The sequence below is a fragment of the Neptuniibacter sp. QD48_55 genome (genome assembly GCF_047778115.1).
Classification (GTDB): domain Bacteria; phylum Pseudomonadota; class Gammaproteobacteria; order Pseudomonadales; family Balneatricaceae; genus Neptuniibacter.
In genome coordinates this window covers 1,124,380-1,147,200 of sequence record NZ_CP180555.1, presented here as the reverse complement: position 1 = coordinate 1,147,200, position 22,821 = coordinate 1,124,380, and the positions used below count along the sequence as shown (strand labels likewise).

Genomic DNA, 22,821 nt, shown 5'->3' with positions numbered 1-22,821 from the left:
ACCTCAGTAAATCCTTGGTTTTCTGGGTATTTAGGTGTTTTTAGTAAAATTTTATCTAGTTTTTAATGAGAAACTTTCACATTGAAAAGCAATAAAAAGATAGATTTTTTGATGGTAAGAGGAAAGGAAGCTAAATATCACCTCCCATGCGAAAGGTGATTATTGAGATCTTTTTAGCTAATCGTGACTCTGTTTCGACCAGCTTCTTTAGATTTGTATAACATTTTATCTGCGGTGTTTAGCAACGCATCGGGGCTGTCTCCCATCTTGTACTCTGCTACACCAAAGCTAACCGTGATATCAATTTGATTTGGGAATATATGATCCTGCACCAACAATCTAAGCTTATTAGCTAACTTCTCGGCCCCGCCGATATCCATTTCAGGTGTCACTAACATAAACTCTTCGCCACCCCAACGGCCAAGGATATCTGATTCTCGGATATTAGTTCTCACCAAGTTACTAATCTCTATAAGCACTTTATCCCCTATCTGGTGACCACAGTTGTCATTCACGGCTTTGAAGTGGTCAATATCAAACAGCATAACGCAGAAACTACCACCATAGCGCTCTGCTCGGGCGACTTCAGCTTTGATCACTGCATCAGTTTTTAAACGGTTAAATAAGCCAGTTAAGTGATCTGTCTGACTAATACGCTCTAGCTGTTTATTCTTCTCCTTAAGAATCTTGTTAAATTGCCTGATACTTCTAAATCGAACAACAAAGATCATGGAGATTAGGAAAAAGACCACCAACAGTTGCCACAACAAAGTTTGATCGACTTTGTTTTGTACCGTCACGCTATACCAACGCTGTAAAATCTCGTTGGATTTTTGTGGAGGTAAATTATCCACCGCTTTAGAAAAGATGCTTAATAAGAGCGCATCATCTTTTCGAACTCCAACCCTCAAAACACTTTTGTATTCAGTAAAGCCTGCCACTTTTACATTTGAAGTTGCCACTTCCTGAATATCTCTTAGCATACTGATTTGCGTACCAATGGATGCATAAGCTTTACCAGTAGAAACAAGCTTAATCGCCTCTTTTTGAGTTTGCGTATAAACCACTTGGATCAGAGGGTAATCTCGGCGGATAAGCTCTTCATAAATATAATTTTTCGGCATTGCCAGCACTTTGCCTTGCAACGCAGACAAGCCATCGATAAAAAGAACATCCGAGCGACTGACCAACGCAACAGCAGCCGTCACATAAGGCGCAGTAAAATTGAGATAAGCACTACGCTCTGGGCTTTCGTTCAACATCGATAAGATATCGCACTCTCTAGCCTTAGCTTTGTGCAAAGATTCACTCCAGCTTTTAGTCGGCACTAGCTGAATAGGAATCCCCATCATCTTCGAATACTCTGCCATAAAATCAGCAGACAACCCCACATGTTTACCTTGAGCGTTTATAGCCTCAAAGGGTAACCAGTCGGGATCAATACACATCGTAATCTGTTGTTTAGAAGCGAGGTATTTCTTCTCTTTGTCGGAAAATAATAGCTGTTCTACGGCTAGAAGATGGCTGCTAAATAGGAAGAAAAGGAGGAATTGGATTACCCTCATACTATCCCTCATACTATCCCTCATTGCCTTTGAATAAAGGTTCAGATGGGCGTGTCCAGATGTAACAGAGAGCGAAGATAATCGTGGCAACAACAATCAATTTTAAGCCGTAGTGAAAGGTTTTAAAAATCAGCGGATAGCTAACCATAGCAAGCATCATCACTGTTGCTAACCATTTAGCCTTTAACGGAATTACTCCGTCCGTTTCCCAGTCTTGGATTATTTTGCCGAATAGCTTGTTTTGCAGCAGCGCCTGATGAAGCCTTTCGGAGCTTCGAGAAAAGCAAAAAGCCGCTACTAAAAGGAAAGGCGTTGTTGGCAGTAAAGGTAAAATAACCCCGATCAAACCGAGAAGCACGCAAATAAATCCGGCGATCAAATATAGGGTACGTACAATCGTTTTTCTCAACAGATACTCCCTGTACCAAGCCACCTAGAAAGAATATATCAATACAGCAGTACGTATGTCGTGGACATGTAACTATAAGATAGCAGGAATTTAGTAAATACGGTTAGATTACATGAACAATTGCTTGGGAGAAAATGCCCTCAAAATAACTAAATCCCTTTAGTTTCCAGTTAAGGTAAAAGAATAAGCGATCTTGATGTGATGTTATCTACCTTAAGGCCCCAGTTTCTCAACTCATGACGACTTAAAATCATCTTTCCCTGACTCTGAAAATGAATTGGGATCTGATGGCTATCTTTAGGTAACACCAGTAATTGCTTAGCTAAATTTGCTGCATCTTGGCCCATTAAAATACCACTAACCACCATCCCGGCCATGACTCTTCCTTTTCCTATCGCTTGTTCATGAGCTGTTATGGTCATCACAGGCGCGTTTGCCGAAACCCATCGGCTTAAATCATCAAAGCTAACGTACTCTCCATTCTCTTCATGCATAGCCGCATAGCCCGCAATCAAAATAAGATCATATCCTTGTTTCTTGCTAAGTTTAATGTGCTCTTTCCATTCAGCTGCATTGGAAACCCTGACAACATCAGCACGAATATTCTTAGCAATATTAAAATGTGATTTACCGCCTAAGTCATAATGATAAATTGCATTAGCTGTTAAGCTATCACCCAATAAAATGAGTACCTGGTGCAGGTTAATACGTGTGGCACGAGCAAACTCAACGATTGAGCGCTTTATCATTGGACGCTCAACGACACCGGTAATATTCTGAGAATTGAGAACCCAAGGATAATCACGACGAATATCCGAGTTGATGCCGCAAAAAACCACAGGGGTTGTTTTCGCTATCCGCTCACCAAGTAAACTAAAGCCATTATCATCACAGATAATGACTAAATCGGGCTTCTGTTCCTGAAACTCACTAAAGGCCCTCGCGGCACTGTATTTAAACATCCCTTTGGGTAAGCGTTTGGTATCCATGTGATGAATGAGTAGCTGATATTCATCACCTAATTCCTGTTTTACTCCTGCTGTTAGGTCTTCTACCCACTTCATCTCTTGATGGTAACTGTGGATCAGCATTATTTTGGTTTCAGCCGCAGCCGCCCCTGCTGTCCCAAGTGTTACCAACAGCCAAAAAATCAAAGATACAACTTTTCGCATATCAACCCTGTATGCATTCAATAGGTTACTTATAAAATATAGATGATTATTTGAGATTAGGTGGGAAGGTAGGCGCTAAAAGCCCAAAGGGATCTTTTGGAAGGATAAAACGAATAGATGGGATCGTTACTGTACTCTCAGAACAAAGGGGATCTCACAAAACAGGAGCCTCCCCAATATTTAATATTACTTACCTTTGGCATTAAGAGCTTGCAGATTATGGCCCATCTTATAAAGCAGCATATCGCGGTCGATCGGTTTTAAAATCACTTCATGCACACCCTGCTTCATTGCTTCTTGCGCATTTTGGGTATCACCCGGCTTGGCCAAAACCATAATGCGTGTGTGTGTCATTTCAGGATCATTTTTGATCTTATCGATCACAAATAACGCACTCATATCGGGAAGTGTTAAATCCAGTAAAACTATATCCGGCTTCCAACTCTGAAGCAGTTTGAGTGAGTGAGTCGCACATCCCGAAACCTGTGCCTTATAGCCACCTGAATCTAGAATTGCTTTAATCTGATCTCGTTGTTCACTCTCGTCCTCAAGCAGCAAAATGTTGCTATCGTCAAACACAACGGTATCGCTAGTTTGCAGAGTCTCTTTTTGCTGTTTTGTGAGGCTAGTTGAACGATCCACCTTCGCTTGAAGGCTCTGCTTAACAGAAGTTTGTTGCAACTCTACCTCACGCAGATGCTGCTCTTTATGCTGATCAAACAAACTCCGCATATCGGCATGATGATCTTCATGCAATCCTCCCTCTTCGATTACTTTCTCCTTCATCCTATCCATAGAGAAAGAAACCAGATGCATTAGCTTTTCATAACTTTCAGCATTGAGGTCAGAGATCTCTTCATTGCAGGAGATGATCTGGTCAAAATAGTCGCATAAGCTTTCCACTGAGAAATCATTATGCTCTGAACTAGATTGCTCATGCAGGGCACGACGGATAAAGCGTAAGCGAAGTAGCAAATGATATGGGTCGTATAGTGGACGAACAATAAAGTAGTCGTCAAACACGTCCTTATTGCAGATAGAAAAGGCTTCTTTGAGATCTTCACGACTACAAAAGACAATCTTCTTGAAAAGGATTTTCTCAATGTTCTTCTTGGCGCTAATCAGATGGAGATAACAAATTTCATTTTCCTGAATCGTGTGTAACCCCATCAATAGAACATCTATCTTATGCTCTACGATCAGGGAAAGAGCATCCTCTTCATTGTGGGCAATATAGAAACGTGGAAAATGCCGTTTCACCATATTACAAAGAGACTCTAATTCTTCTGATTGTTTAATTATCAGTAAGATTGAAAAACGATTCTCTGACGCCATTACTTCCCCACTTAACTTCATACTTAGGCGTGATTAAATTCACTTTACCTAAATTAAATTTAGGATACTTCTCCTAATATGAAAGTTACACCCTGACTTTCGATAACCAGTACCTGTTTATTATCGATCTCTCGTTCTATCGCTAATTCGACTAATTCATAAAAAACATTTCTGTGAAGTAGACCTTTCATTCCAAAACGAACATCAACATAAGGGGATGGTTCAGAGGTTTCGCTACACTCTTCAACCCAAAGCGAATGCTCTTTACCGATAACAACTTTATCCCCAGTTGTACTTACAAATTGGTACTCAGGTCCATTTTCGCCCTCTTGTACTTGGACTTCGGTCATCAGAAAGGGGGCATCCTCTACTTCGATCCCAACTTTCTCCACCGGCGTTTTTAAAAAGTACTTCCCCTCTTCTAGCCAAAGTACTTTAGAAAAGAGTTTCACCATTGCGGGCCGACTGATAATTGTGCCTTGGTAAAACCACTTACCATCACGGGCGATACACATATCGATATCACCGCAAAAATCAGGGTTCCATTTATCTAATGGCGGTATGCCCTCGCCTGATTTTTCAATCACTTTACTTGCTTCAGATAGATCAAAACCTGGTTGGCTCAACTCACTACTCCCACCGTTTTTCTATAGCCTATTAAATTTGCTCAACTCTAACCAAAAAACTTTCATCTTATAACTTAAACACATGAATAATATTAATTGTTAGAATAGCCAGCAATTAAAGCTTAGAAAGAAATTGAAAAACTACAATGAAACAGGATTTAAGAACAAAATTTGCTGACGACCGCCGCGGAGTATATCTATTTGGTACTACACCTCCGAAAGATGGTACTGCAGAAGAGACCGCTCAAGGTATTGCGGATAAACTGCTAGAGCGTCTACAGCATGTCGATTTTGATGGTCTGATTGTTTATGACATTCAGGATGAAAGCAGCCGTATCGACAAACCTCGTCCGTTTCCATTTATGCGCACCCTAGATCCACGCGCATACTCTAAGCTAATCCGTGAAAAAGCAGATAAGCCGGTTATCACATACAAGAGTGTTTCTCAGCGTGATAAAGAAGCATTTATTGCTTGGCTAGATGAAGCATGGAACGAATACGGTGTTCGTGACACTGTGCTTGTTGGCAGCCCTTCTTCTGATGGCGATATCCAACTTAGCTTGAATGATGCTTACGCTGCGCTTGCAGAACATCCAGCAGAGTTTCAGTTAGGCGGCGTAACTATTGCCGAGCGTCACGCTTCTAAACGCAATGAACACGAGCGTTTGGTAAGCAAAACAGAACAAGGTTGTGAGTTTTTTATCTCGCAAGCAGTTTACGATGCTCAAGCGACTATCGATATGTTGAGCAGTTATGCGCGTAAATGCCGCGAAGATGGTGTTAAACCAAAGCGTGTTATTCTGACCTTCACACCATGCGGTAGCACTAAGACGCTGGAATTTATGGAATGGTTAGGTATCTCTGTACCAGAAGCTACTCGCTTCCGTATTATGGATGCCCATAGCCCACTGCAGGAATCTATTCGAATCTGCCGTAACAATTTAGAGCAGATTCTAGAAGCAGTGATGCCGCTTGGTATTCCTGTTGGTTTGAATATCGAGAGTTTGACCAACCGTAAAGAAGAGATCGACGCATCGATTCGTCTATTTAAGCTACTTAAATCGGTCGTAGATCTTAAGTTAGCAGAAGCGGATATTTGATCCCCTGCGACTATTAAGATAGAAAAAGGCCGCGATTAATCGCGGCCTTATCTTTTCAGCCCTTCACATAAGTGTTTTGTTTATTTTCAACAACATATGTGTTCGAGCGAGATCTTCTTGCACTTTGCGTTTATATTCTTGTGAATCGGAAGAAAGAGCAGACTTTTGCCGAAGCACAGTCCAATCCTCTAAGTCGTTATTATTTTTCAGTAATGCTTTAAATGCTTCGGGAAAATCAGATTCCTGAGCGATGCCAGAAATATCCACATCTCCCTTTAACAGAAAAACACTCTCACCCTCTTTACACTGAACACGAGATTCACTGAAATTAAAAAGATGGGATGCGTATTCTGGCGAAAAACACACCGGCATGTCTGCAGCCTTTACCCCTTGTGGAGCGAGCTGAAGTTGACCTTCAGGTTCATTTTTTACTGCAAGCACGTAGGTTGGTATTTTCATATCAAGCACTCCTTTCCTGTTTGAACAACAGTTTCTTCATCTATGAATCAACTCCCCCTGGTTCCATACCGGGGAACAGGTGCCGAAAAAGATAAGAACTATCATTTTTGACAGTAAGCAGTTTAGACACTGAACAATGCAACTTCGTGACAAAAGCAGATTTATTAATATATTTCACCTGCTTTCAGAAGACCTTTCGGCTAGAAATACGCTCGAACCCTCTTAAATAAAGCCCCTACAAAACATCATGAATAGCTGAATTAGACAATTAATATATTAAAGATTATTAAAATCACTAATAGTAGCGATTAGCAGGCATTGGTTGTTGCAAAACTGTTTCTTAATAGCAACGGATTGTTGCAAATTTCACACTTGCTCAGCTGAGTAAAAAACAGTATTTTTGACGGACCGTCATTTATAGGTAATAGAAATAATATGAGCCCCAAAGTTATTCACGAAGCCGATTTAGAAGCCCGTGAAGAAGAAATTATGCAAGCTGCTATACAGATCATCAGTGAATTAGGTGTAGCTGGGCTCACTATAGATAAAGTAGTAGCAAGGCTGCCTTACTCTAAAGGCACGGTATACAACCATTTTACCTGTAAAGAAGACCTATTAACTGGTCTATGTAACCGCTGTGTAAGACGACTAGGGGCGCTATTCGAACGCGCCTTTCAATATGACGGCAGTAGTCGCGAGAAGATGCTCGCCGTTGGGTATGGCTATATGCTCCATTCGCAGCTAAACCCTACAGAATTTATGTTGGTTCTTTCTGCTAAGACACCGTCAGTTCGGGAAAAATCAACCGAAAAGCGTCAAGAAGAGCACCTTATTCTAGAAAATAAGCTATTGGGGGGTATGTTGGAGGTGATCTCTTCAGGCCTTGCAAGTGGTGACTTATCGTTACAACCACACCTTTGCCCTGCTCAAGTAGCGTTTTCTTTATGGTCTATGAGCTTCGGTACCATTGCCTTGCTTCATGAGACCCTTGATCGCTGTAACGTTAGAGCTGAAATGCAACTAGAAAGAGAGCTAGTTAATCACTCAAATATTTTACTGGATGGCCTGAATTGGAAGCCTTTTACCCAAGACCATCCGTGGCATGAGAGCATTCAACGCTTTAAAACCGAACTTTTTGCTGATGAGGTTAAACAGCTTCAGCAAAAGCAGTTGATGTGCAGTTCTTAAAAACTGCGATGAATTAAAAAACGCGGTGCTTGCACCGTTTTTTAAACCTTAGTTAATGACGTTTCGTCATTAAAAAGAAATAACTAATATTGCTTAACCGCAATCAACCCCGCAAGGGCCCTTGGAGCAGGAAAATGAGAGATCGCCTTTTCCGATTCGTGTTGAACCACCCTATTTGGGTCGTTCTCTTCTCGATAATGTTCGTCGTTGGCGCAACTTACGGCGCTAAAAATCTGGTCTTCAAAAGCGACTATCGCGTGTTTTTCAGTGATGAGAATCCTCAACTGACAGCATTCGAAGCGATGCAGAAGATTTACAGCAAAAGTGACAATGTTGCTTTTGTTATATCACCTGAAAGTGGTGAAGTGTTTACTCCTAAAACCCTTGCGGCGATTCAAGAGCTGACGACTGAATCTTGGCAGGTACCCTACTCTACCCGCGTAGATTCGATTACCAACTATCAGCATACATGGTCTGAAGAAGACGACATGATCGTTGAAGATCTGGTATTAGACGCTGAAACGTTGACTGATGCGGATATGCCAAGGCTTAAAGAGATCGCTGTTAATGAACCGCTATTGGTAAACAAACTGATCTCTCCAGAGGCTCATGTCACGGTTGTAAACATCACCGTACAACTACCCGGCGTTGACCCAGTTGTTGAAGTACCTCAGGTAGTCAGTAAAGTTCGTGAAATGCGCGATGAATTTGTTGAAGCGAATCCAAATCTGAAAGTTCACCTTTCAGGCATGGTAATGATGAACAACAGCTTTGCTGAAGCATCTATTGAGGACAACGCGACGCTTGTGCCTTTGATGTTCTTAGTCGTCATCATCGGCATGGTACTTCTGTTACGCAATTTTAGCGGTACCTTAGCAACTGTTGTCGTGATCATCTTCTCCATTGCTGCAACCATGGGTTTAGCTGGCTGGACAGGCTTTTACCTAACAGGACCATCTGCAAGTACCCCAATTATGGTACTTACGTTAGCTGTAGCAGATTGCGTGCATATCCTAACAACAATGTTCTACGAGATGCGACAGGGCGTTAAAAAAGAGAAAGCGATTCAGGACAGTCTACGGATTAACTTCCAGCCAATTTTCTTAACCAGTTTGACCACTGCAATCGGCTTTTTAAGCCTGAACTTCTCAGATTCCCCTCCATTCCGCGATCTGGGTAACATGGTCGCTGCAGGTGTAATGCTTGCCTTTATCTTCTCGGTAACAGTATTCCCTGCAATGCTGCGTTTACTGCCTGTCCACGTTAAACCGATGGAAGAAGGCAAAAATGACTTCATGCACAAATTGGCAGACCTTGTAATCTCGAAGCGTCGAGTTCTACTTCCAGCGATGTCAGTTTTAATGATTGCGGCCGTTTTCCTCGTTCCGTTAAACAAACTGAATGATGACTTCGTAAAGTATTTCGATGAAACCGTGCCATTCCGTCAGGCAACAGATTACATGCAGGATAATCTATCAGGCATGACGGCAATGGAGATCTCCATCGATACCAAAGAAGCTAGTGGGATTAACTCCCCTGCGTTCCTAAAAACAGTCGGAGATCTAACAGAATGGCTACGTGCTCAACCTGAAACTGATCACGTGAATACGTTGAGCGATATTATTAAACGCTTAAACAAAAACATGCACAGTGACGATTCTGCGTATTACAAACTACCGGATGAACGTGAACTATCAGCGCAATACTTATTGCTGTACGAAATGTCTCTGCCTTACGGTTTGGATCTAAATAACCAGTTAAACGTGGATAAGTCTTCTACTCGGATCATCGCTACGTTCAATAATATGACCAGTACCGAGCAGATTGAGTTGGAAAGCCGCATCTATAACTGGTTTGCAGAGAATGCATCAAACTATGAAGTGGATATTGCAAGCCCTAGCCTTATGTTTGCACACATTGGCCAGCGTAATATCTACAGCATGTTGATTGGTACATCTTTGGCCCTTGTACTGATATCTGTACTGCTTGGCTTTGCATTACGTTCGGTGAAATTCGGTTTCATCAGTCTGATTCCAAACTTAGCGCCAGCGGCAATGGGCTTTGGTGTTTGGTACTTGATTGATGGCCAAGTAGGTCTAGCACTTTCTGTTGTTGCCGGCATGACACTTGGTATCGTGGTAGATGATACGGTTCACTTCTTGAGCAAGTACCTGCATGCACGTAGAGACCGCAACAAGAACAGTAAAGAAGCTGTAGGTTATGCCTTTGCTAGCGTAGGTAAAGCATTATGGATAACCACCTTTGTATTGGTAGCAGGCTTTATGGTGTTGGCTCAGTCCACCTTTAAAGTGAACGCCGACATGGGCCTACTAACAGCACTGACTATTTTGATCGCGTTAATTGTGGACTTCCTATTCTTGCCACCACTTTTGATGTTGCTAGATAAAACAGCTAAGGAAGAGCAAGAAGACGCAGAAAGCGATGACTCTGCACAAAACGACCCGACACAAACTGGCCCTGTACAACCAGCCAATGCAGCACTAAAAAATTCTGAAGGAGATAAAGATGACTCTGTTAACCAACCCGCTTAAATCTGTATGCATTGCAGGCATGATTCTCACTTCAGGCGTTGCTATTGCTGAAACCGCTGAAGAAAAAGGTCTACGTATTGCAGAAGAAGCTAAAGCAAGCGATCTTGGCTGGACTGATATGCAAGCGCAGATGAATATGATTCTGCGTAATAAACAGGGTCAGGAAAGCGTGCGTGAGATCCGCATGAAGTCTTTAGAAGTTGATAACGATGGTGACAAAAGCCTATCGGTTTTCGACAAGCCTAGAGATGTTAAAGGTACAGCGTTTTTAAGCTTCTCCCACCCTATTGGCGCGGACGATCAGTGGCTGTACTTGCCTGCTCTTAAGCGAGTAAAACGTATTGCTTCGCGTAACAAGTCCGGCCCATTTATGGGTTCTGAATTTGCTTACGAAGATCTATCTTCCTTTGAGGTAGAAAAATACACATACAAGTACCTGCGCGATGAGCCTTGTGAAGGCGGTACGTGTTTTGTAGTAGAACAATACCCAGTAGATAAGAACTCTGGTTATACCCGACGCGTAGTGTGGTTAGATCAAGCAGAGTACCGCCCGTGGAAAATCGATTTCTACGACCGTAAAGATTCTGAACTTAAGACGCTAACTTATCATGAATACAAAGAGTATGAAGGTAAGCACTGGCGTCCAGATCTAATGAAAATGGTGAACCACCAAACAGGTAAAAGCACCGACCTTACCTATGGTTCTTATCAGTTCAAAACGGGGTTAACTGATAAAGATTTCAACAAAAACACGCTAAAACGAGCGCGCTAAGATGATTAGGCAGACGTTCACGACTGCACTGGCAGCAGGGCTTTTAACAGCCCTGCCTGCTCAGGCAGAAACCTACTTTGAGTTGTCGGGTAAAGCCACCGCCGACTTACGCCTATTTACTCAAAGTGCTCAATTTTCAGGGCAGGACTATGACACCAATTTATCATTCTCTTTAGAGCCGGAGCTTTATTGGGAGTGGAACGATGGTGCTGATAGCTTAACCTTCACCCCTTTTCTTCGTGTAGATGAAAATGACACCGAGCGAACCCACGGAGATATTCGTGAGTTAAGCTGGGTGCATGTCTCTGACGACTGGGAACTTCGTACTGGCCTACGTAAAGTCTTTTGGGGCGTTACTGAATTCCAGCATCTCGTTGATGTGATCAACCAGACAGATGGTGTCGAAGACTTCGATGGTGAAGATAAACTTGGTCAGCAAATGATCAATCTATCCTTAGTCAAAGACTGGGGCATCGTCGACCTCTTCCTTCTACCTGGGTTCCGAGAGCGAACTTTTGCAGGCACAGATGGCCGCCTCCGCGGAGGTCTAGTAGTCGATACTGATAGAGCAACCTTTGAATCCAGCGCAGGCAATAAACATATAGATACAGCAATTCGCTGGAGCCATACGCTTGGTGATTTTGATTTAGGTGCTTATTGGTTTAGAGGAACCAACCGAGATCCTAAACTACAAGTCCAGTCAGTGAATGGCCAGACGATCTTAGTTCCCCATTACGAGCAGATGAACCAGATTGGTTTTGACTTACAAGCTACGTTAGACAGTTGGCTTTGGAAGTTAGAAACCATTCATCGCGACACTAAAAGTGAAAACTATTGGGCTGCTCAAGGTGGTTTTGAATATACCTTTTACGGTATTCAAGACAGCTCTGCCGACATTGGCGTTTTACTGGAATATGGCTGGGATGAGCGAGGTAAATCAGCTGACGCTGCTATCCAAAATGACCTGTTCATGGGTGCAAGGCTCACTCTAAACGATGCAGCAAGCACCGAAGTATTAGCCGGTATTGGCCATGATTTGGACTACTACAGTAATAGTATGATTATTGAAGCGAGTAGACGTTTTGGTGATAACTGGAAATTAAGCTTAGATGGTCGATTCTTTTCGGCTGATAACCCAGCAGACCTGAGTTATAGCCTAAAACAAGATGACCACCTTCAACTGACTGTTGAACGTTATTTCTAAGGTTTTATTCCTGTGGATTATTGGCTGCTGGAGCAGTGAGTGCCCCCTTCAATTCCTGCTCCAGCCTGTCAATCTCAACGAGCTGCTCTTGTAACTCTTTATAACGCTCCGGATCCCAAACTATATGTTTCTTTTCCCGATCTATTTCATAGCGCGCTTGATATAAGAAGTCCATTCCAAGCAAACCATCGGTTCCTGAGCTCCGGCCCTGATAATCTAATACACCAGCGGTAACCCCTTTCGCTTTATAAGGACCAATCTCAAAGCGATCAAAATGTATTTTTTGCGTCTCAACCACACTACCATCAGCAACCCTTGCTGCAGCACCCTTGCGTAACTGAGCGTTCAAAGAACTAATAGCTTGCTTATGGACAACTGTGTAGGAAGCCCCTGTATCCATAACCAGAGACAACTGGGTTGAACGTGCTCCATAGAAAACTTTTACTGGTACCACTATGCGGTTCGCATGGAATTCAAAAGGCGTGAACCACTTTTTCATTGCATCTTTGATACCTGATCTTGCTTTATCAAGCTCAAATTGACGCTGCTTAGCATTAGCACCATGATTGAATGCTTGGAGTTCAAGGGGATCCAGCTTGTCTTTTTGCTCTTCGCGAGTTTCCACCTTTTCACGATATTTAGCAGGAATTTTAGAGAGTCGATCCACAAACACTTTACGACCATTATCATCTACATATTCATAGATCCGCGCTTCAGCCAAGGTCGGCATAATCAATAAAGCGCTTAATAACGGTGTTAACAGAAGTTTTCTATCCATGATTCTCCTTCCTATAAGTGTTTAGTTAAAAAATTGGCTAAGTCCATTCAGCATAAACAGAACAACAATAGCCATAAAAACTAAAGCAAACCGCATGACTAAACAACGCGTACAATTTTTCTTAGCCATCAACCTTAGCCTCCTGCCAATTTGACGGTAAAACCTTCTTTTTCCAGCAACGTTTTCAGTTTATCTCGCTGATCACCTTGGATTTCTACAATCCCATCTTTCAATGCACCACCGGTACCGCAAACTTTTTTAAGCTTTTTAGATAAAGCTTTAAGCTCTTTTTCAGGCAGAGGAATACCCGTAATAGTCGTTACACCTTTACCCTTTCGGCCTGAGGTTTCGCGGCGGATACGGACGATGCCATCTAAATTATCCAGTCTGTTTTTATCCTCCAGCTCTGCACATACGCATTCAGATAAAGCTTCACCACAGCCAGAACAAAGCTGCCCTTTTTCTGTGGAATAAACCAAACTGCCTAATTGATCTTTTAATGAAGCCACTGGATAAGCCTTTTCTCGATGTAAAAACCTTATTATATGAGAAATTCCTGCTGGCCCCTAACTTAAGCCGCCAATTTGTCGAGCGAGGTAGGTCGCGTAGTTATCTGTCATGCCACTAATAAAATCTAAAGCGCGCATATAGGCTTTATAAAGGGGCAGCTTCGGCGATGGAGCGTGAATCCCCATCAAACTGATAATGCGATCGCTACGATAGCTCAAACCTTCGCCCTGTAATTGATAGTTGTCATATACAGCATGGCAAAATGCCTCGAGTAATACCCCCAGGGTTGTATACGCACCAACCTCCAGCTCAGTTTTTCGGGTATCTGGGAATACCTTTTCTCGTGCTAATTTTTTAGCTTGATAAAGCCCATCTCGCACGCCGGGATCGCCATCAGCTAAGAGCTCACCAGTGTATTCACCGTGCATAATCAAATGTTGATTATCCATATAGGCTTGGACAGCAGAGCTGACCATATGCTTCATTGCCATCCCCCTCAATGCCGAAATTTTTCGGCGTGCAGACGCTTGAGAGGTAAAGATCTCAGCTTCATAAGAGGTATCACCACAAAGTGTGAGCAAGATCGGTTTGATCTCATCGAAGGTCAAAATATTCAGTTCAATAGCATCTTCCAGATCTAGAATGGCATAGCAGATGTCATCAGCAGCTTCCATCAAATAAGTCAGCGGATGGCGACACCAGCAGCCTTTAGACTTCTCAATTAAACCTAATTCTTTACCTAACTTATTTAGTATTTCGACTTCGGTTTGATAGGCGCTGAATTTACCTTTATCCCCTGCATAATCAGCACTCCAAGGATATTTTAAAAGCGCGCCAAGGGTTGGATAAGTTAAACGCAAACCGCCATCAAACAGGTGATTTTCAATACGCGTAACAACTCGGAAGCCTTGGGCATTACCTTCAAAGGTCATCAGATCTAGGCGTTCTGAGTCGGAAAGGTTTTCCAGCAGTGCACTGTTTTCTTGGCGTTTAAACCAATCCCTTATTGCATACTCGCCCGCATGCCCAAAGGGAGGATTGCCAATATCATGTGCTAAGCAGGCCGATTGTACGATCATTCCTATATCGTAGGCCGTTGCCCACTCCGGAAGCTGATCCTGAATTAACTCCCCTACGCGTATACCTAAGGTTCTTCCTAAACTTCCCACCTCAATAGAGTGGGTCAAACGCGTGTGGATATGATCATTCAAGGACATCGGATGAACTTGTGTTTTTCGCCCTAACCGTCTGAAAGCACTGGAGAAAATTATCCGATCCTGATCTTTATGAAAATGGCTTCTCCCAAACTCATCTTCAGTTACTTCTGCATGGCCGTAACGCTTGGTTGTGAGTAACTTTTGCCACTGCATTTCCATGTTGTACTCTCCGCTCAGCAACTTCATTCAGACTCATATTGTCGGCCATTTACAGGCTTTCCATATAAGCTTTTTGGTTAACCATACGCGTAATTGATTACGCTTCTGCTATCAGCTTTTTAGCCTCCTCGCCAATCGCTTTTAACGCTTCTTCTGTTTTTTCAGTCAACTTTTTGGAAAAGCTTAATCGAACAAAATTACGATACTTACCTGACGCAGAGAAGATAACCCCAGGCGCAATGCTCACTTGTTTTGCCTCTAGCCTTTTATTTAGTTTTATTGAATCGACTGCTACAGGAAATTCCACCCAAAGCAGATAACCGCCTTCGGGGTAACTCATACGAGTGCCTTCTGGGAAGTAACGTCTGACAAGGTCGATCATCATATCCCGGCTATGGTGATATTGAGCTCTCACCTTTCTAAGGTGGCGCTCGTAATATCCCTTAGCAATAAACTCAGCAACTGCTTCCTGCTGAACTGGAGGGTTACTCACAGTCGAAACAAACTTCTTATGCAGTACCCTTTCTGTGCATTGACCAGGCGCGACCCAACCTAATCGCAAACCATAAGCAATGGTTTTAGAAAAAGAGGAACAAAGCAGAACACGACCTTCTTCATCAAAGGATTTAATCGTTCTCGGACGAGGTGATTTATAGAAAAGATCGCCGTAAATATCATCTTCGATGATCGGAATATCATACTGCTGCGCCAGTCTCAGCAGCTCTTTCTTACGGCTTTCAGGCATAGTATATCCAAGTGGATTGTTGCAGGTTGGGGTAACCTGAATAGCCGCGATAGGCCATTGCTCTAATGCCAATTCTAATGCTTCTAAACTGATACCCGTTTCAGGGTGCGTAGGAATCTCCATCGCTTTTAATCCCAGCGCTTTAATCGCCTGAGTCGAACCATAGAAACTGGGTGAATCTGTTGCTACAACATCACCTGGTTTTGTAGTTGCTCTCAAACTGCAAACTAGAGCTTCCTGACAACCGCTGGTAATAATGATGTCATCGGGATGAAGCTTACATCCCGAATCTGAAGCTAGTCGCGCTATCTGCTTACGTAGCTTCTCGCTCCCCTGAATCTCACTGTAATTGAGAAATTGTTCTGACTGTAATCCCGCTGAATTGGTTAGCGCTTTCAGTAAGGGCTTTAATGTCGGAGTATTAATTTCGGGGCTCGCAGTCCCTAAAGCAATGTGTCCATGTCCTTTGGCACTATTTAGAAGATGATAAACCTGCTCCCAATGTGACACTTCTAGGGGACGCTGTGCCGGTCGGCTCACTTCTGGTAATTCCGGCGCCTCTCCTCTGGACTTTACGTAGTACCCAGATTTAGGCCTGACTTCAACAAACCCATTCTCTTCTAGGCGAAGATAAGCTTCTTGAACTGTCGAAATACTGACTTCTCTCTCTTTGCTTAACGATCTTATAGAAGGCAGCTTGCTCCCTACAGGGTAATACCCTTGCTCTATACGCTTAATCAAAGCTTCTTGGAGCTGTTCATACAGTTTCATAAAAAATGACCATTACAGTGAAATATTACAGTACAGATAAAATAAAAATTAGCATCACAGAAATAATTTTACAAATCTGTAACGCCTAAATAATAATTTTCTAAATCTGTATACCATTTACCGCCTAATTTAACATTACTCCATGATCAGAAATCAATATCTGTACATATTTTCAAGTATACAAACAGACCTTAAACACTACAGATAAAGGAGTACAAACAATGCAACGCCACTTAAAACTATCAAGCTTGTTATTAGGAGGGCTGCTGCTTAGCGGTTGTGATAGCAGCTATCATGCATTTGACGGTAAAAACGGCTTCAGCTTTACACCGATCAATAGCGATGAATACAGCGTAGAATACTTTGGGGACAAAAAGAGCAGTCAGAAAGATGTCGAAACAATGTGGCATCATGCGGCAAGAGAACTGTGCCGAGGCGGAGCATATCAGCATCAGATCTTTTCGCGCACTTCTGAAAAGCAAGCGTTAAAACAGTACGGTGGCGGAAACATACTCCCCCCAGAAAGCACTACCTATCAAGTTAAAGGGGATATCCTCTGCCTTGCTCCTAATTTAGCAAACAAGGCAGTAATCAAGGATAGAGTATTACTTGGCAAACACTTTTCCTCCGATCAACTTGAAAGCGGGAGCGCCACGAATTAATGCTTCACGCGCAAACACCATCTGACATCCCGGACATTCGCAAGGAGTCTTGGTATGGTCTTCATTGATACGCTCTTTGAAACACTTTACTAAGGCTCCTTTTCCTCCTTTACGATACTTGAACAACAACGCCTTACATTTAGCGCAATACACATCTACCGTAGTTGTTGGCCCTTTCTTATTAGGCTTTGCCATACTTCCTTTATTTCCTTAAAAACCGATCCCTTTGCTGACCCAGATCGTTATTAGCCAAATACTCAGTAATTTAGTCCGCTATTATCTATTCTCTCCAAGAAAATTGGCATAAAAAAAGCGGACATAAATGCCCGCTTTAAAAACCTAGTTTCTTTTACGTTTTAAACTGGTTTACCAAAGTTGTTAAGCGCTGTTCGAGCTGCGACATTTCCGCAGTGGTCGCAGATAGCCTATCGGCATTACCACTCGCTTTCTCAGAGATATCAGCAATGTGCTGAATACTTCTGCTTAGCTCATCTGCCACAGCTGTTTGCTGTTCTGCGGCAGTCGCTATCTGAGTACTCATGCCACTGATATCACTAACTGACGTAGTTATTGTGTTTAACTGATCCCCAGTATGACTCGCTTTTTCAACTGTGCGATCTGTTTGTTCACGGCTACGCTCCATCTCTTGAACAGCTTGACGGGCACCTGATTGAAGCTTTTCAATCATCGATTGAATTTCATCTGTGCTCTGCTGTGTTCTGTTGGCTAGCGTTCTTACTTCATCCGCCACAACAGAGAAACCACGGCCTTGTTCACCCGCCCTTGCAGCTTCAATCGCGGCATTTAAAGCGAGTAAATTGGTTTGGTCTGCAATCTCTTTGATGACATTAATAACCGTACCAATGTGCTCAGAATCACGATCTAACTGACCGATAACATCAGCCGCATTATTCACGCCGCTTTGTAATGACTGAATTGAGTTGATGGTTTCATTAACAACGATCTGACCACCCTGCGCGGAATCATCTGCAGTTTGCGCAGAGTGCGAGGCATTGGTTGCGTTTGTAGAGACCTCTTGCACAGCGGCAGCCATTTGGTGAATTGCAGCAGCCACCTGCTCGGTTTCTTGGCGCTGATCATTAACCTCTTGCCTAGTATCATCAACTACGCCAGTCATTCGAGCCGTTGCTCTTGAAAGTTCTTCGATTGAAGATTTAACTTCAACAATGAGTGACTGAATTTTAGCTGCGAAAGAGTTAAATCCATGCGCTAACTCACCCACTTCACCTTTAGCACTAGTATCTAAACGCTTACTAAGGTCACCTTCCCCTTCGCCTATATCTTTCAGAGCAGCCGCTGCAGCCGCCAATGGATTGGCAATACTATTTGCCATCATTACTGAGACTAAGCCGAAGACAATCACAAAGCCGCCACCGATCATTAAAATAAACAGCATGGTATTTGTGATCTCAGCTTCTAGTTTTTCCGTTGCCGCAGCAACCTGATCTTCAATATCATCTATATAGAAACCGGTACCTACCATCCATTCCCAATTATCTAGACCAATGGCATAACTCAACTTATCCACATCAGCATTTTTAGATGGTTTAGTCCAAACGTAAGTTAGATAACCGCCACCTTTTTTAGCGGCTTTAATTAGCTCTTCAATGATCAGTACGCCATTTTTATCTTTAAGCCCCATCAGGTTTTTACCCCGCAACTGTGGCTTCGGACGAGTAGCTAAATTGGTGCCATCATACTTGTAGGCAAAAATATAACCGTCACCTTTCTCGCCATACGTCAGCTCGGTCAAGATATTCAATGCTTGCTCTTGCGCGTACAGATCCTCTTTACCTGTCCCCTCATAAATATGCTTAATTGATGATGTTGCTAGATCAACATAGCTCTTTAATGACTCTTGCTTGCTCGCCATTAATTCAGAGCGTAGCTCCTCAATTTCATGCTCACCGAGCGCTCTTAGTTGAAAATTTACAACGACCATGACGACAGCTAATACCGCAATCAACGGTATTAGTGTTAATAAAAGCATTTTATGTTTTAACGCCATATTGCCCATGAGTTAACCCACTCCAACTCTTGTCTTGCGGCTTAGGGCATATAGGTATGCACCTTAGAATGTCCGTATTTCAGACCGCATTTATAGTTATTGTTACGCAAAGCAGTGTTGTCTAATTTGGTTTTCTTAACACAGTCTATGCGGCTTTTAGTTCTATACAGTTTCCATCTGGATCTTCGATGTAAACTGAACTACCAAAGCCTGTTGCACCATTTCTCTTCTCAACCCTTCCATAAGGCACTCCCTCCCTCCCCAGAAAAGGAAATAACACTTCGGGTTCAAATGGTTTAATCCTCAAACAAAAATGATCTAGATTTGAGTGCTCGCTCCGTTCTTTAACCGGCTTAATATCAATTAGAGAGTCTCCAGCTCTAAGTTGATATAACAGAGGGCTTTCTACCTTACGAATCAGTTCACAGCCAAGCACACGGACATAGAAGTCTAAACACGCTTCCTCATTGAGGGTGTTTAGAACAATGTGATCTAGCTTTTCAATCGTAAAGCTCATAAGCGCCTCCAATAGAGCGCAGTATTCAAATCATAGAAACGGCTCAACAGTACTTAGGAGTTACATACTCTACTACTATAGAACGAATCTCAAAGATAGCAAAACTCTTTTGATATCAGACAATTGCTTAAAAGATAACCAATAGGTAAATCACCCGAAATGAGTGGGAAATAACTGAGGTGACGGCGGGTTTGATAATTAGGTAATATGCCAACAAATAAATCTAATTGTTGATAAGACTATGTTTAAAAAATTTCTCGCTATTTTCACACTTACGTTTTCTCTTATAAACGTAGCTTTAGCCGATCAAGCTAACCCACAGGTTGTTATGAAAACCAATTTGGGTGACATCAAATTAGAACTTTATCCGGAAAAAGCACCGATCACGGTTAAGAACTTCCTAGATTATGTGGATAACGGATTCTATGAAGGCACTATTTTTCACCGAACTATTGCAGGCTTTATGATTCAAGGTGGTGGTTTCACTCAAGATCTCGAGCGAAAAGAAGTGCGTGATCCAATTAAAAATGAATCAGCAAATGGCTTAAGCAATTTACAGGGAACAATTTCAATGGCACGTACCAATTTCCCTGACAGTGCTACATCACAGTTTTTTATCAATGCAGTGAATAACTATAACCTTGATGCACGCGGCAGACGCCCGGGCTACGCGGTATTTGGCAAAGTTACTGACGGCCTTGATCTAGTGGTTCGTATCAGCCGCAGTCCAACAGCGCCAAAAGGCGGTCACCGCAATGTCCCACAACAAGCAGTGATCATCGAGAAGATTGAACGTTTAGGTTCCGAATCAAAGGCGAACTAAACGAAGACGGTTAGCATTACTTACAACTGTCACTGAAGACATGGCCATAGCAGCACCTGCTATGGCCGGATTCAGCAAAATACCTGCCACAGGGAACAAGATTCCTGCCGCAACGGGGATAGCTAAGCCGTTGTAAATAAATGCTCCAAACAAGTTCTGACGAATATTTCGAACCGTTTGTTTAGATAAGTTAATGGCCTTTTCTACGCCTTTTAAAGAGCCTGAAATCAAAGTCACGTCAGAACTCGCTATCGCAATATCAGAGCCAGAGCCAATCGCATATCCAAGATCAGCCTGTGCTAGTGCCGGCGCATCATTAACGCCATCACCGACCATCGCCACGACTTCACCTTGCTCCTGCAAACTTTGAATAACGGCCTGCTTTTCATCAGGTCTTACATCCGCGAAGACTTGATCAATCCCCACTGACTTTGCCACAGCATTCGCTGTTTTACTGTTATCCCCAGAAAGTAACACAACGTTTAAACCTGAAGCTTTAAGCGCACTAATTGCCTGTTCAGAATCGTCTTTAATCGGGTCTGCAACACCAAACAATGCAACCAACTGGTCATTTTGAGCGACAAAGACAAGGGATTTAGATTCGTCACTCCATTTAGAAACCACTTCTGCTACTTCGCTACAATCGACTTGGTTTTCATCCATCCATGCGTAGTTTCCCAGATACCATCTGCCAGAACCGGTGTCGGCAATGACCCCTTGCCCAGATACATTCTGAAAATTCGTAACGTCTATAGAAAGTTCTGCATTTGCAAATTGCTTCACCAATGCAGCAGCCAACGGGTGTTCTGAATGAGCCTCAATAGCTGCCACAGTTGCTCTAACTAAGGCCTTATCACCACGCAGAAACATCTGATCTGTAACCTCCGGCTCACCTCGGGTCACCGTACCAGTTTTATCTAACACAACGACTGAGATTTTTTCGGCTAATTGCAGAGCATCAGCATTACGAATCAAAATACCGTTTTGCGCGGCTTTACCGACAGCCACCATAACTGACATAGGTGTCGCCAATCCTAAAGCGCACGGACAAGCAATTATCAGCACATTCATCATAGTAATTATGGCGTAGGTCAACTGAGGCTCTGGGCCAAACCACCACCAAATTAAGGCCGTAATAAGCGCCAAAGCCATGACGACGGGAACAAAAACAGAGGCAATTTTATCTGCTAATTTACCAAGTTCAGGCTTGCAATTTTGGGCTTCTCGTACTGCTTCGATGATCTGTGCAAGGACGGTTTGAGAACCAATCTGCTCCACTTTAATAAGCAAACTACCTGATCCATTCAACGTGCCACCCACTACAGAATCACTTACCTCTTTATTCACCGGCATTGACTCGCCGGTTAACATAGATTCATCTACGTAACTGCTACCAGATAACACCTGACCATCAATTGGAACCCGTTCTCCAGGCCGTACGCGGATCACGTCACCCAAAGCAAGGAGTTCAACGGGTACTTCTTTTTCCTCACCATCACGCACACGAAGCGCTGTAGCAGGACGAAGATTCATAAGGCTTCGAACAGCATCACCGGTTTTCTTTCGTGCTCGCGCCTCCAATGCCTGCCCGAGTAGAATAAAACCAAGAATCATCACAGAAGCTTCGTAATAAAGGTGGCGCGCTTCCATAGGCAGCTCGATACCGACTACAGAAACGAGCAATAGACCGGTAGAGTAGATCCACGCAGCCCCTGTCCCTAAAGCGATTAAGCTGTCCATATTAAATCGGCCCAGAAAAGCCGATTTATAAGCTCCTTGATAGATATGACCCGCACAGAAAAACATCAAAAGCAGCGCAGCAACACCTGTCACAGCTCCTATCCATAACCCTGACGTTGTTGTGATATCAGGCATCATGCCAAGCCAGCCTTGAAGCATTAACAGAGCCCCAAAAGCCAAACCAATAACACTGCGCTTAAGCGTTATCTGATACTGTCTGTTTTCTCGCGCTTCAATCTGTTCGAAATCAGTTTCATCAGTAATTTCTTCTGCACCATATCCAGCACTTTCGACTGCAGCGATAACCTGCTCAACACTAGATTTTGAGGAAACACTTAAGCTTCGATCAGCAAAATTAACCGCAAAGTCCTCAATTACATCTGCTTGCTGTAAGCCTTTTTCCAATGACCTAACACAGCCTGCACATTTAACACCTTGCAAAGACAACCGATAAATCATGATGAAACCTGTCGTATGGTTAATAGATT

General features: G+C 42.9%; 20 protein-coding genes. 7 read left to right on the top strand and 13 right to left on the bottom strand.

What is annotated here, in order from left to right:
* Window positions 1–173 precede the first annotated feature (173 nt).
* The 5 genes from ACMXYW_RS05190 to ACMXYW_RS05170 form a co-directional block, all read right to left on the bottom strand.
* Entirely contained in the window at window positions 174–1,565 is a 1,392-nt protein-coding gene (locus ACMXYW_RS05190; RefSeq protein WP_415905462.1) for a diguanylate cyclase, read from the bottom strand.
* A gap of 13 nt (window positions 1,566–1,578) precedes the next feature.
* A complete protein-coding gene (locus tag ACMXYW_RS05185) occupies window positions 1,579–1,974 on the bottom strand; it encodes a YbaN family protein (protein ID WP_415905461.1) in 396 nt (131 codons plus the stop codon).
* Window positions 1,975–2,144: 170 nt separating this feature from the next.
* Window positions 2,145–3,146, bottom strand: coding sequence for an ABC transporter substrate-binding protein (locus ACMXYW_RS05180; protein WP_415905460.1), 1,002 nt, complete (start codon window positions 3,144–3,146; stop codon window positions 2,145–2,147).
* A gap of 186 nt (window positions 3,147–3,332) precedes the next feature.
* Window positions 3,333–4,481, bottom strand: a complete 1,149-nt coding sequence (locus ACMXYW_RS05175) for a response regulator (protein ID WP_415900512.1) — start codon at window positions 4,479–4,481, stop codon at window positions 3,333–3,335.
* 59 nt (window positions 4,482–4,540) lie between these two features.
* Window positions 4,541–5,107 (bottom strand): DUF1285 domain-containing protein, encoded by a 567-nt coding sequence (locus ACMXYW_RS05170; RefSeq protein ID WP_415905459.1) that lies wholly within the window; start codon window positions 5,105–5,107, stop codon window positions 4,541–4,543.
* A gap of 146 nt (window positions 5,108–5,253) precedes the next feature.
* Here ACMXYW_RS05170 and ACMXYW_RS05165 point away from each other — a divergent pair, with 146 nt between their 5' ends.
* Entirely contained in the window at window positions 5,254–6,207 is a 954-nt protein-coding gene (locus ACMXYW_RS05165; RefSeq protein ID WP_415900510.1) for a methylenetetrahydrofolate reductase, read from the top strand.
* Between the two features lie 63 nt (window positions 6,208–6,270).
* Here ACMXYW_RS05165 and ACMXYW_RS05160 read toward each other — a convergent pair whose 3' ends face one another.
* Window positions 6,271–6,666: a hypothetical protein gene (locus tag ACMXYW_RS05160; protein WP_415900509.1), complete on the bottom strand. Its 396-nt coding sequence runs from the start codon at window positions 6,664–6,666 to the stop codon at window positions 6,271–6,273.
* A gap of 435 nt (window positions 6,667–7,101) precedes the next feature.
* Here ACMXYW_RS05160 and ACMXYW_RS05155 point away from each other — a divergent pair, with 435 nt between their 5' ends.
* The 4 genes from ACMXYW_RS05155 to ACMXYW_RS05140 all read left to right on the top strand — a co-directional run bounded on the left by ACMXYW_RS05155 (window position 7,102) and on the right by ACMXYW_RS05140 (window position 12,382).
* Window positions 7,102–7,854, top strand: a complete 753-nt coding sequence (locus ACMXYW_RS05155; RefSeq protein ID WP_415905458.1) for a TetR/AcrR family transcriptional regulator — start codon at window positions 7,102–7,104, stop codon at window positions 7,852–7,854.
* 134 nt (window positions 7,855–7,988) lie between these two features.
* On the top strand, window positions 7,989–10,406 hold the full coding sequence (locus ACMXYW_RS05150; RefSeq protein WP_415905457.1) for an efflux RND transporter permease subunit: 2,418 nt from the start codon (window positions 7,989–7,991) through the stop codon (window positions 10,404–10,406).
* Window positions 10,381–11,178 carry an outer membrane lipoprotein-sorting protein gene (locus ACMXYW_RS05145; protein ID WP_415905456.1) on the top strand — a complete coding sequence of 266 codons (798 nt, stop codon included), beginning with the start codon at window positions 10,381–10,383 and terminating at the stop codon, window positions 11,176–11,178. The genes ACMXYW_RS05150 and ACMXYW_RS05145 overlap by 26 nt, the downstream gene beginning before the upstream one ends.
* Before the next feature lies 1 nt (window position 11,179).
* On the top strand, window positions 11,180–12,382 hold the full coding sequence (locus tag ACMXYW_RS05140) for a hypothetical protein (protein ID WP_415905455.1): 1,203 nt from the start codon (window positions 11,180–11,182) through the stop codon (window positions 12,380–12,382).
* A 4-nt stretch (window positions 12,383–12,386) separates the two neighbouring features.
* On the opposite strand, the gene ACMXYW_RS05135 is transcribed toward ACMXYW_RS05140, so the two are convergent.
* From ACMXYW_RS05135 to ACMXYW_RS05120, 4 genes are all read right to left on the bottom strand, one after another.
* Window positions 12,387–13,160, bottom strand: coding sequence for an aspartyl protease family protein (locus ACMXYW_RS05135; RefSeq protein WP_415905454.1), 774 nt, complete (start codon window positions 13,158–13,160; stop codon window positions 12,387–12,389).
* A 134-nt stretch (window positions 13,161–13,294) separates the two neighbouring features.
* Window positions 13,295–13,669, bottom strand: a complete 375-nt coding sequence (locus ACMXYW_RS05130; protein WP_415900503.1) for a translation initiation factor Sui1 — start codon at window positions 13,667–13,669, stop codon at window positions 13,295–13,297.
* Between the two features lie 57 nt (window positions 13,670–13,726).
* On the bottom strand, window positions 13,727–15,046 hold the full coding sequence (locus tag ACMXYW_RS05125) for a deoxyguanosinetriphosphate triphosphohydrolase (protein WP_415905871.1): 1,320 nt from the start codon (window positions 15,044–15,046) through the stop codon (window positions 13,727–13,729).
* 97 nt (window positions 15,047–15,143) lie between these two features.
* Complete coding sequence (locus ACMXYW_RS05120; RefSeq protein WP_415900502.1) at window positions 15,144–16,562, bottom strand: PLP-dependent aminotransferase family protein; 1,419 nt, start codon at window positions 16,560–16,562, stop codon at window positions 15,144–15,146.
* 221 nt (window positions 16,563–16,783) lie between these two features.
* Between ACMXYW_RS05120 and ACMXYW_RS05115 the strand changes: the two genes are divergently transcribed.
* Window positions 16,784–17,224 carry a hypothetical protein gene (locus tag ACMXYW_RS05115; RefSeq protein WP_415905453.1) on the top strand — a complete coding sequence of 147 codons (441 nt, stop codon included), beginning with the start codon at window positions 16,784–16,786 and terminating at the stop codon, window positions 17,222–17,224.
* A gap of 349 nt (window positions 17,225–17,573) precedes the next feature.
* Here ACMXYW_RS05115 and ACMXYW_RS05110 read toward each other — a convergent pair whose 3' ends face one another.
* Both ACMXYW_RS05110 and ACMXYW_RS05105 read right to left on the bottom strand, forming a co-directional pair.
* Window positions 17,574–19,235: a methyl-accepting chemotaxis protein gene (locus ACMXYW_RS05110; RefSeq protein ID WP_415900499.1), complete on the bottom strand. Its 1,662-nt coding sequence runs from the start codon at window positions 19,233–19,235 to the stop codon at window positions 17,574–17,576.
* A 163-nt stretch (window positions 19,236–19,398) separates the two neighbouring features.
* The gene (locus ACMXYW_RS05105; RefSeq protein ID WP_415892089.1) at window positions 19,399–19,770 is read right to left on the bottom strand and encodes a VOC family protein; all 372 of its coding nucleotides are present in this window, start codon (window positions 19,768–19,770) and stop codon (window positions 19,399–19,401) included.
* Between the two features lie 241 nt (window positions 19,771–20,011).
* Between ACMXYW_RS05105 and ACMXYW_RS05100 the strand changes: the two genes are divergently transcribed.
* Window positions 20,012–20,593: a peptidylprolyl isomerase gene (locus tag ACMXYW_RS05100; protein ID WP_415905452.1), complete on the top strand. Its 582-nt coding sequence runs from the start codon at window positions 20,012–20,014 to the stop codon at window positions 20,591–20,593.
* Here the strand turns inward: ACMXYW_RS05100 and ACMXYW_RS05095 are convergent.
* Window positions 20,579–22,792: a heavy metal translocating P-type ATPase gene (locus ACMXYW_RS05095; protein ID WP_415905451.1), complete on the bottom strand. Its 2,214-nt coding sequence runs from the start codon at window positions 22,790–22,792 to the stop codon at window positions 20,579–20,581. The genes ACMXYW_RS05100 and ACMXYW_RS05095 overlap by 15 nt on opposite strands.
* Between the last annotated feature and the right edge of the window lie 29 nt (window positions 22,793–22,821).

What these genes read in the sequence shown, in the direction of transcription:
- ACMXYW_RS05095 (WP_415905451.1), bottom strand. Translation starts at nt 22,792, where the DNA reads ATGATTTATCGGTTGTCTTTGCAAGGTGTTAAATGTGCAGGCTGTGTT.
- ACMXYW_RS05100 (WP_415905452.1), top strand. Translation starts at nt 20,012, where the DNA reads ATGTTTAAAAAATTTCTCGCTATTTTCACACTTACGTTTTCTCTTATA.
- ACMXYW_RS05190 (WP_415905462.1), bottom strand. Translation starts at nt 1,565, where the DNA reads ATGAGGGTAATCCAATTCCTCCTTTTCTTCCTATTTAGCAGCCATCTT.
- ACMXYW_RS05150 (WP_415905457.1), top strand. Translation starts at nt 7,989, where the DNA reads ATGAGAGATCGCCTTTTCCGATTCGTGTTGAACCACCCTATTTGGGTC.
- ACMXYW_RS05105 (WP_415892089.1), bottom strand. Translation starts at nt 19,770, where the DNA reads ATGAGCTTTACGATTGAAAAGCTAGATCACATTGTTCTAAACACCCTC.
- ACMXYW_RS05155 (WP_415905458.1), top strand. Translation starts at nt 7,102, where the DNA reads ATGAGCCCCAAAGTTATTCACGAAGCCGATTTAGAAGCCCGTGAAGAA.
- ACMXYW_RS05120 (WP_415900502.1), bottom strand. Translation starts at nt 16,562, where the DNA reads ATGAAACTGTATGAACAGCTCCAAGAAGCTTTGATTAAGCGTATAGAG.
- ACMXYW_RS05165 (WP_415900510.1), top strand. Translation starts at nt 5,254, where the DNA reads ATGAAACAGGATTTAAGAACAAAATTTGCTGACGACCGCCGCGGAGTA.
- ACMXYW_RS05140 (WP_415905455.1), top strand. Translation starts at nt 11,180, where the DNA reads ATGATTAGGCAGACGTTCACGACTGCACTGGCAGCAGGGCTTTTAACA.
- ACMXYW_RS05145 (WP_415905456.1), top strand. Translation starts at nt 10,381, where the DNA reads ATGACTCTGTTAACCAACCCGCTTAAATCTGTATGCATTGCAGGCATG.
- ACMXYW_RS05175 (WP_415900512.1), bottom strand. Translation starts at nt 4,481, where the DNA reads ATGGCGTCAGAGAATCGTTTTTCAATCTTACTGATAATTAAACAATCA.
- ACMXYW_RS05180 (WP_415905460.1), bottom strand. Translation starts at nt 3,146, where the DNA reads ATGCGAAAAGTTGTATCTTTGATTTTTTGGCTGTTGGTAACACTTGGG.
- ACMXYW_RS05160 (WP_415900509.1), bottom strand. Translation starts at nt 6,666, where the DNA reads ATGAAAATACCAACCTACGTGCTTGCAGTAAAAAATGAACCTGAAGGT.
- ACMXYW_RS05115 (WP_415905453.1), top strand. Translation starts at nt 16,784, where the DNA reads ATGCAACGCCACTTAAAACTATCAAGCTTGTTATTAGGAGGGCTGCTG.
- ACMXYW_RS05125 (WP_415905871.1), bottom strand. Translation starts at nt 15,046, where the DNA reads ATGGAAATGCAGTGGCAAAAGTTACTCACAACCAAGCGTTACGGCCAT.
- ACMXYW_RS05135 (WP_415905454.1), bottom strand. Translation starts at nt 13,160, where the DNA reads ATGGATAGAAAACTTCTGTTAACACCGTTATTAAGCGCTTTATTGATT.
- ACMXYW_RS05110 (WP_415900499.1), bottom strand. Translation starts at nt 19,235, where the DNA reads ATGCTTTTATTAACACTAATACCGTTGATTGCGGTATTAGCTGTCGTC.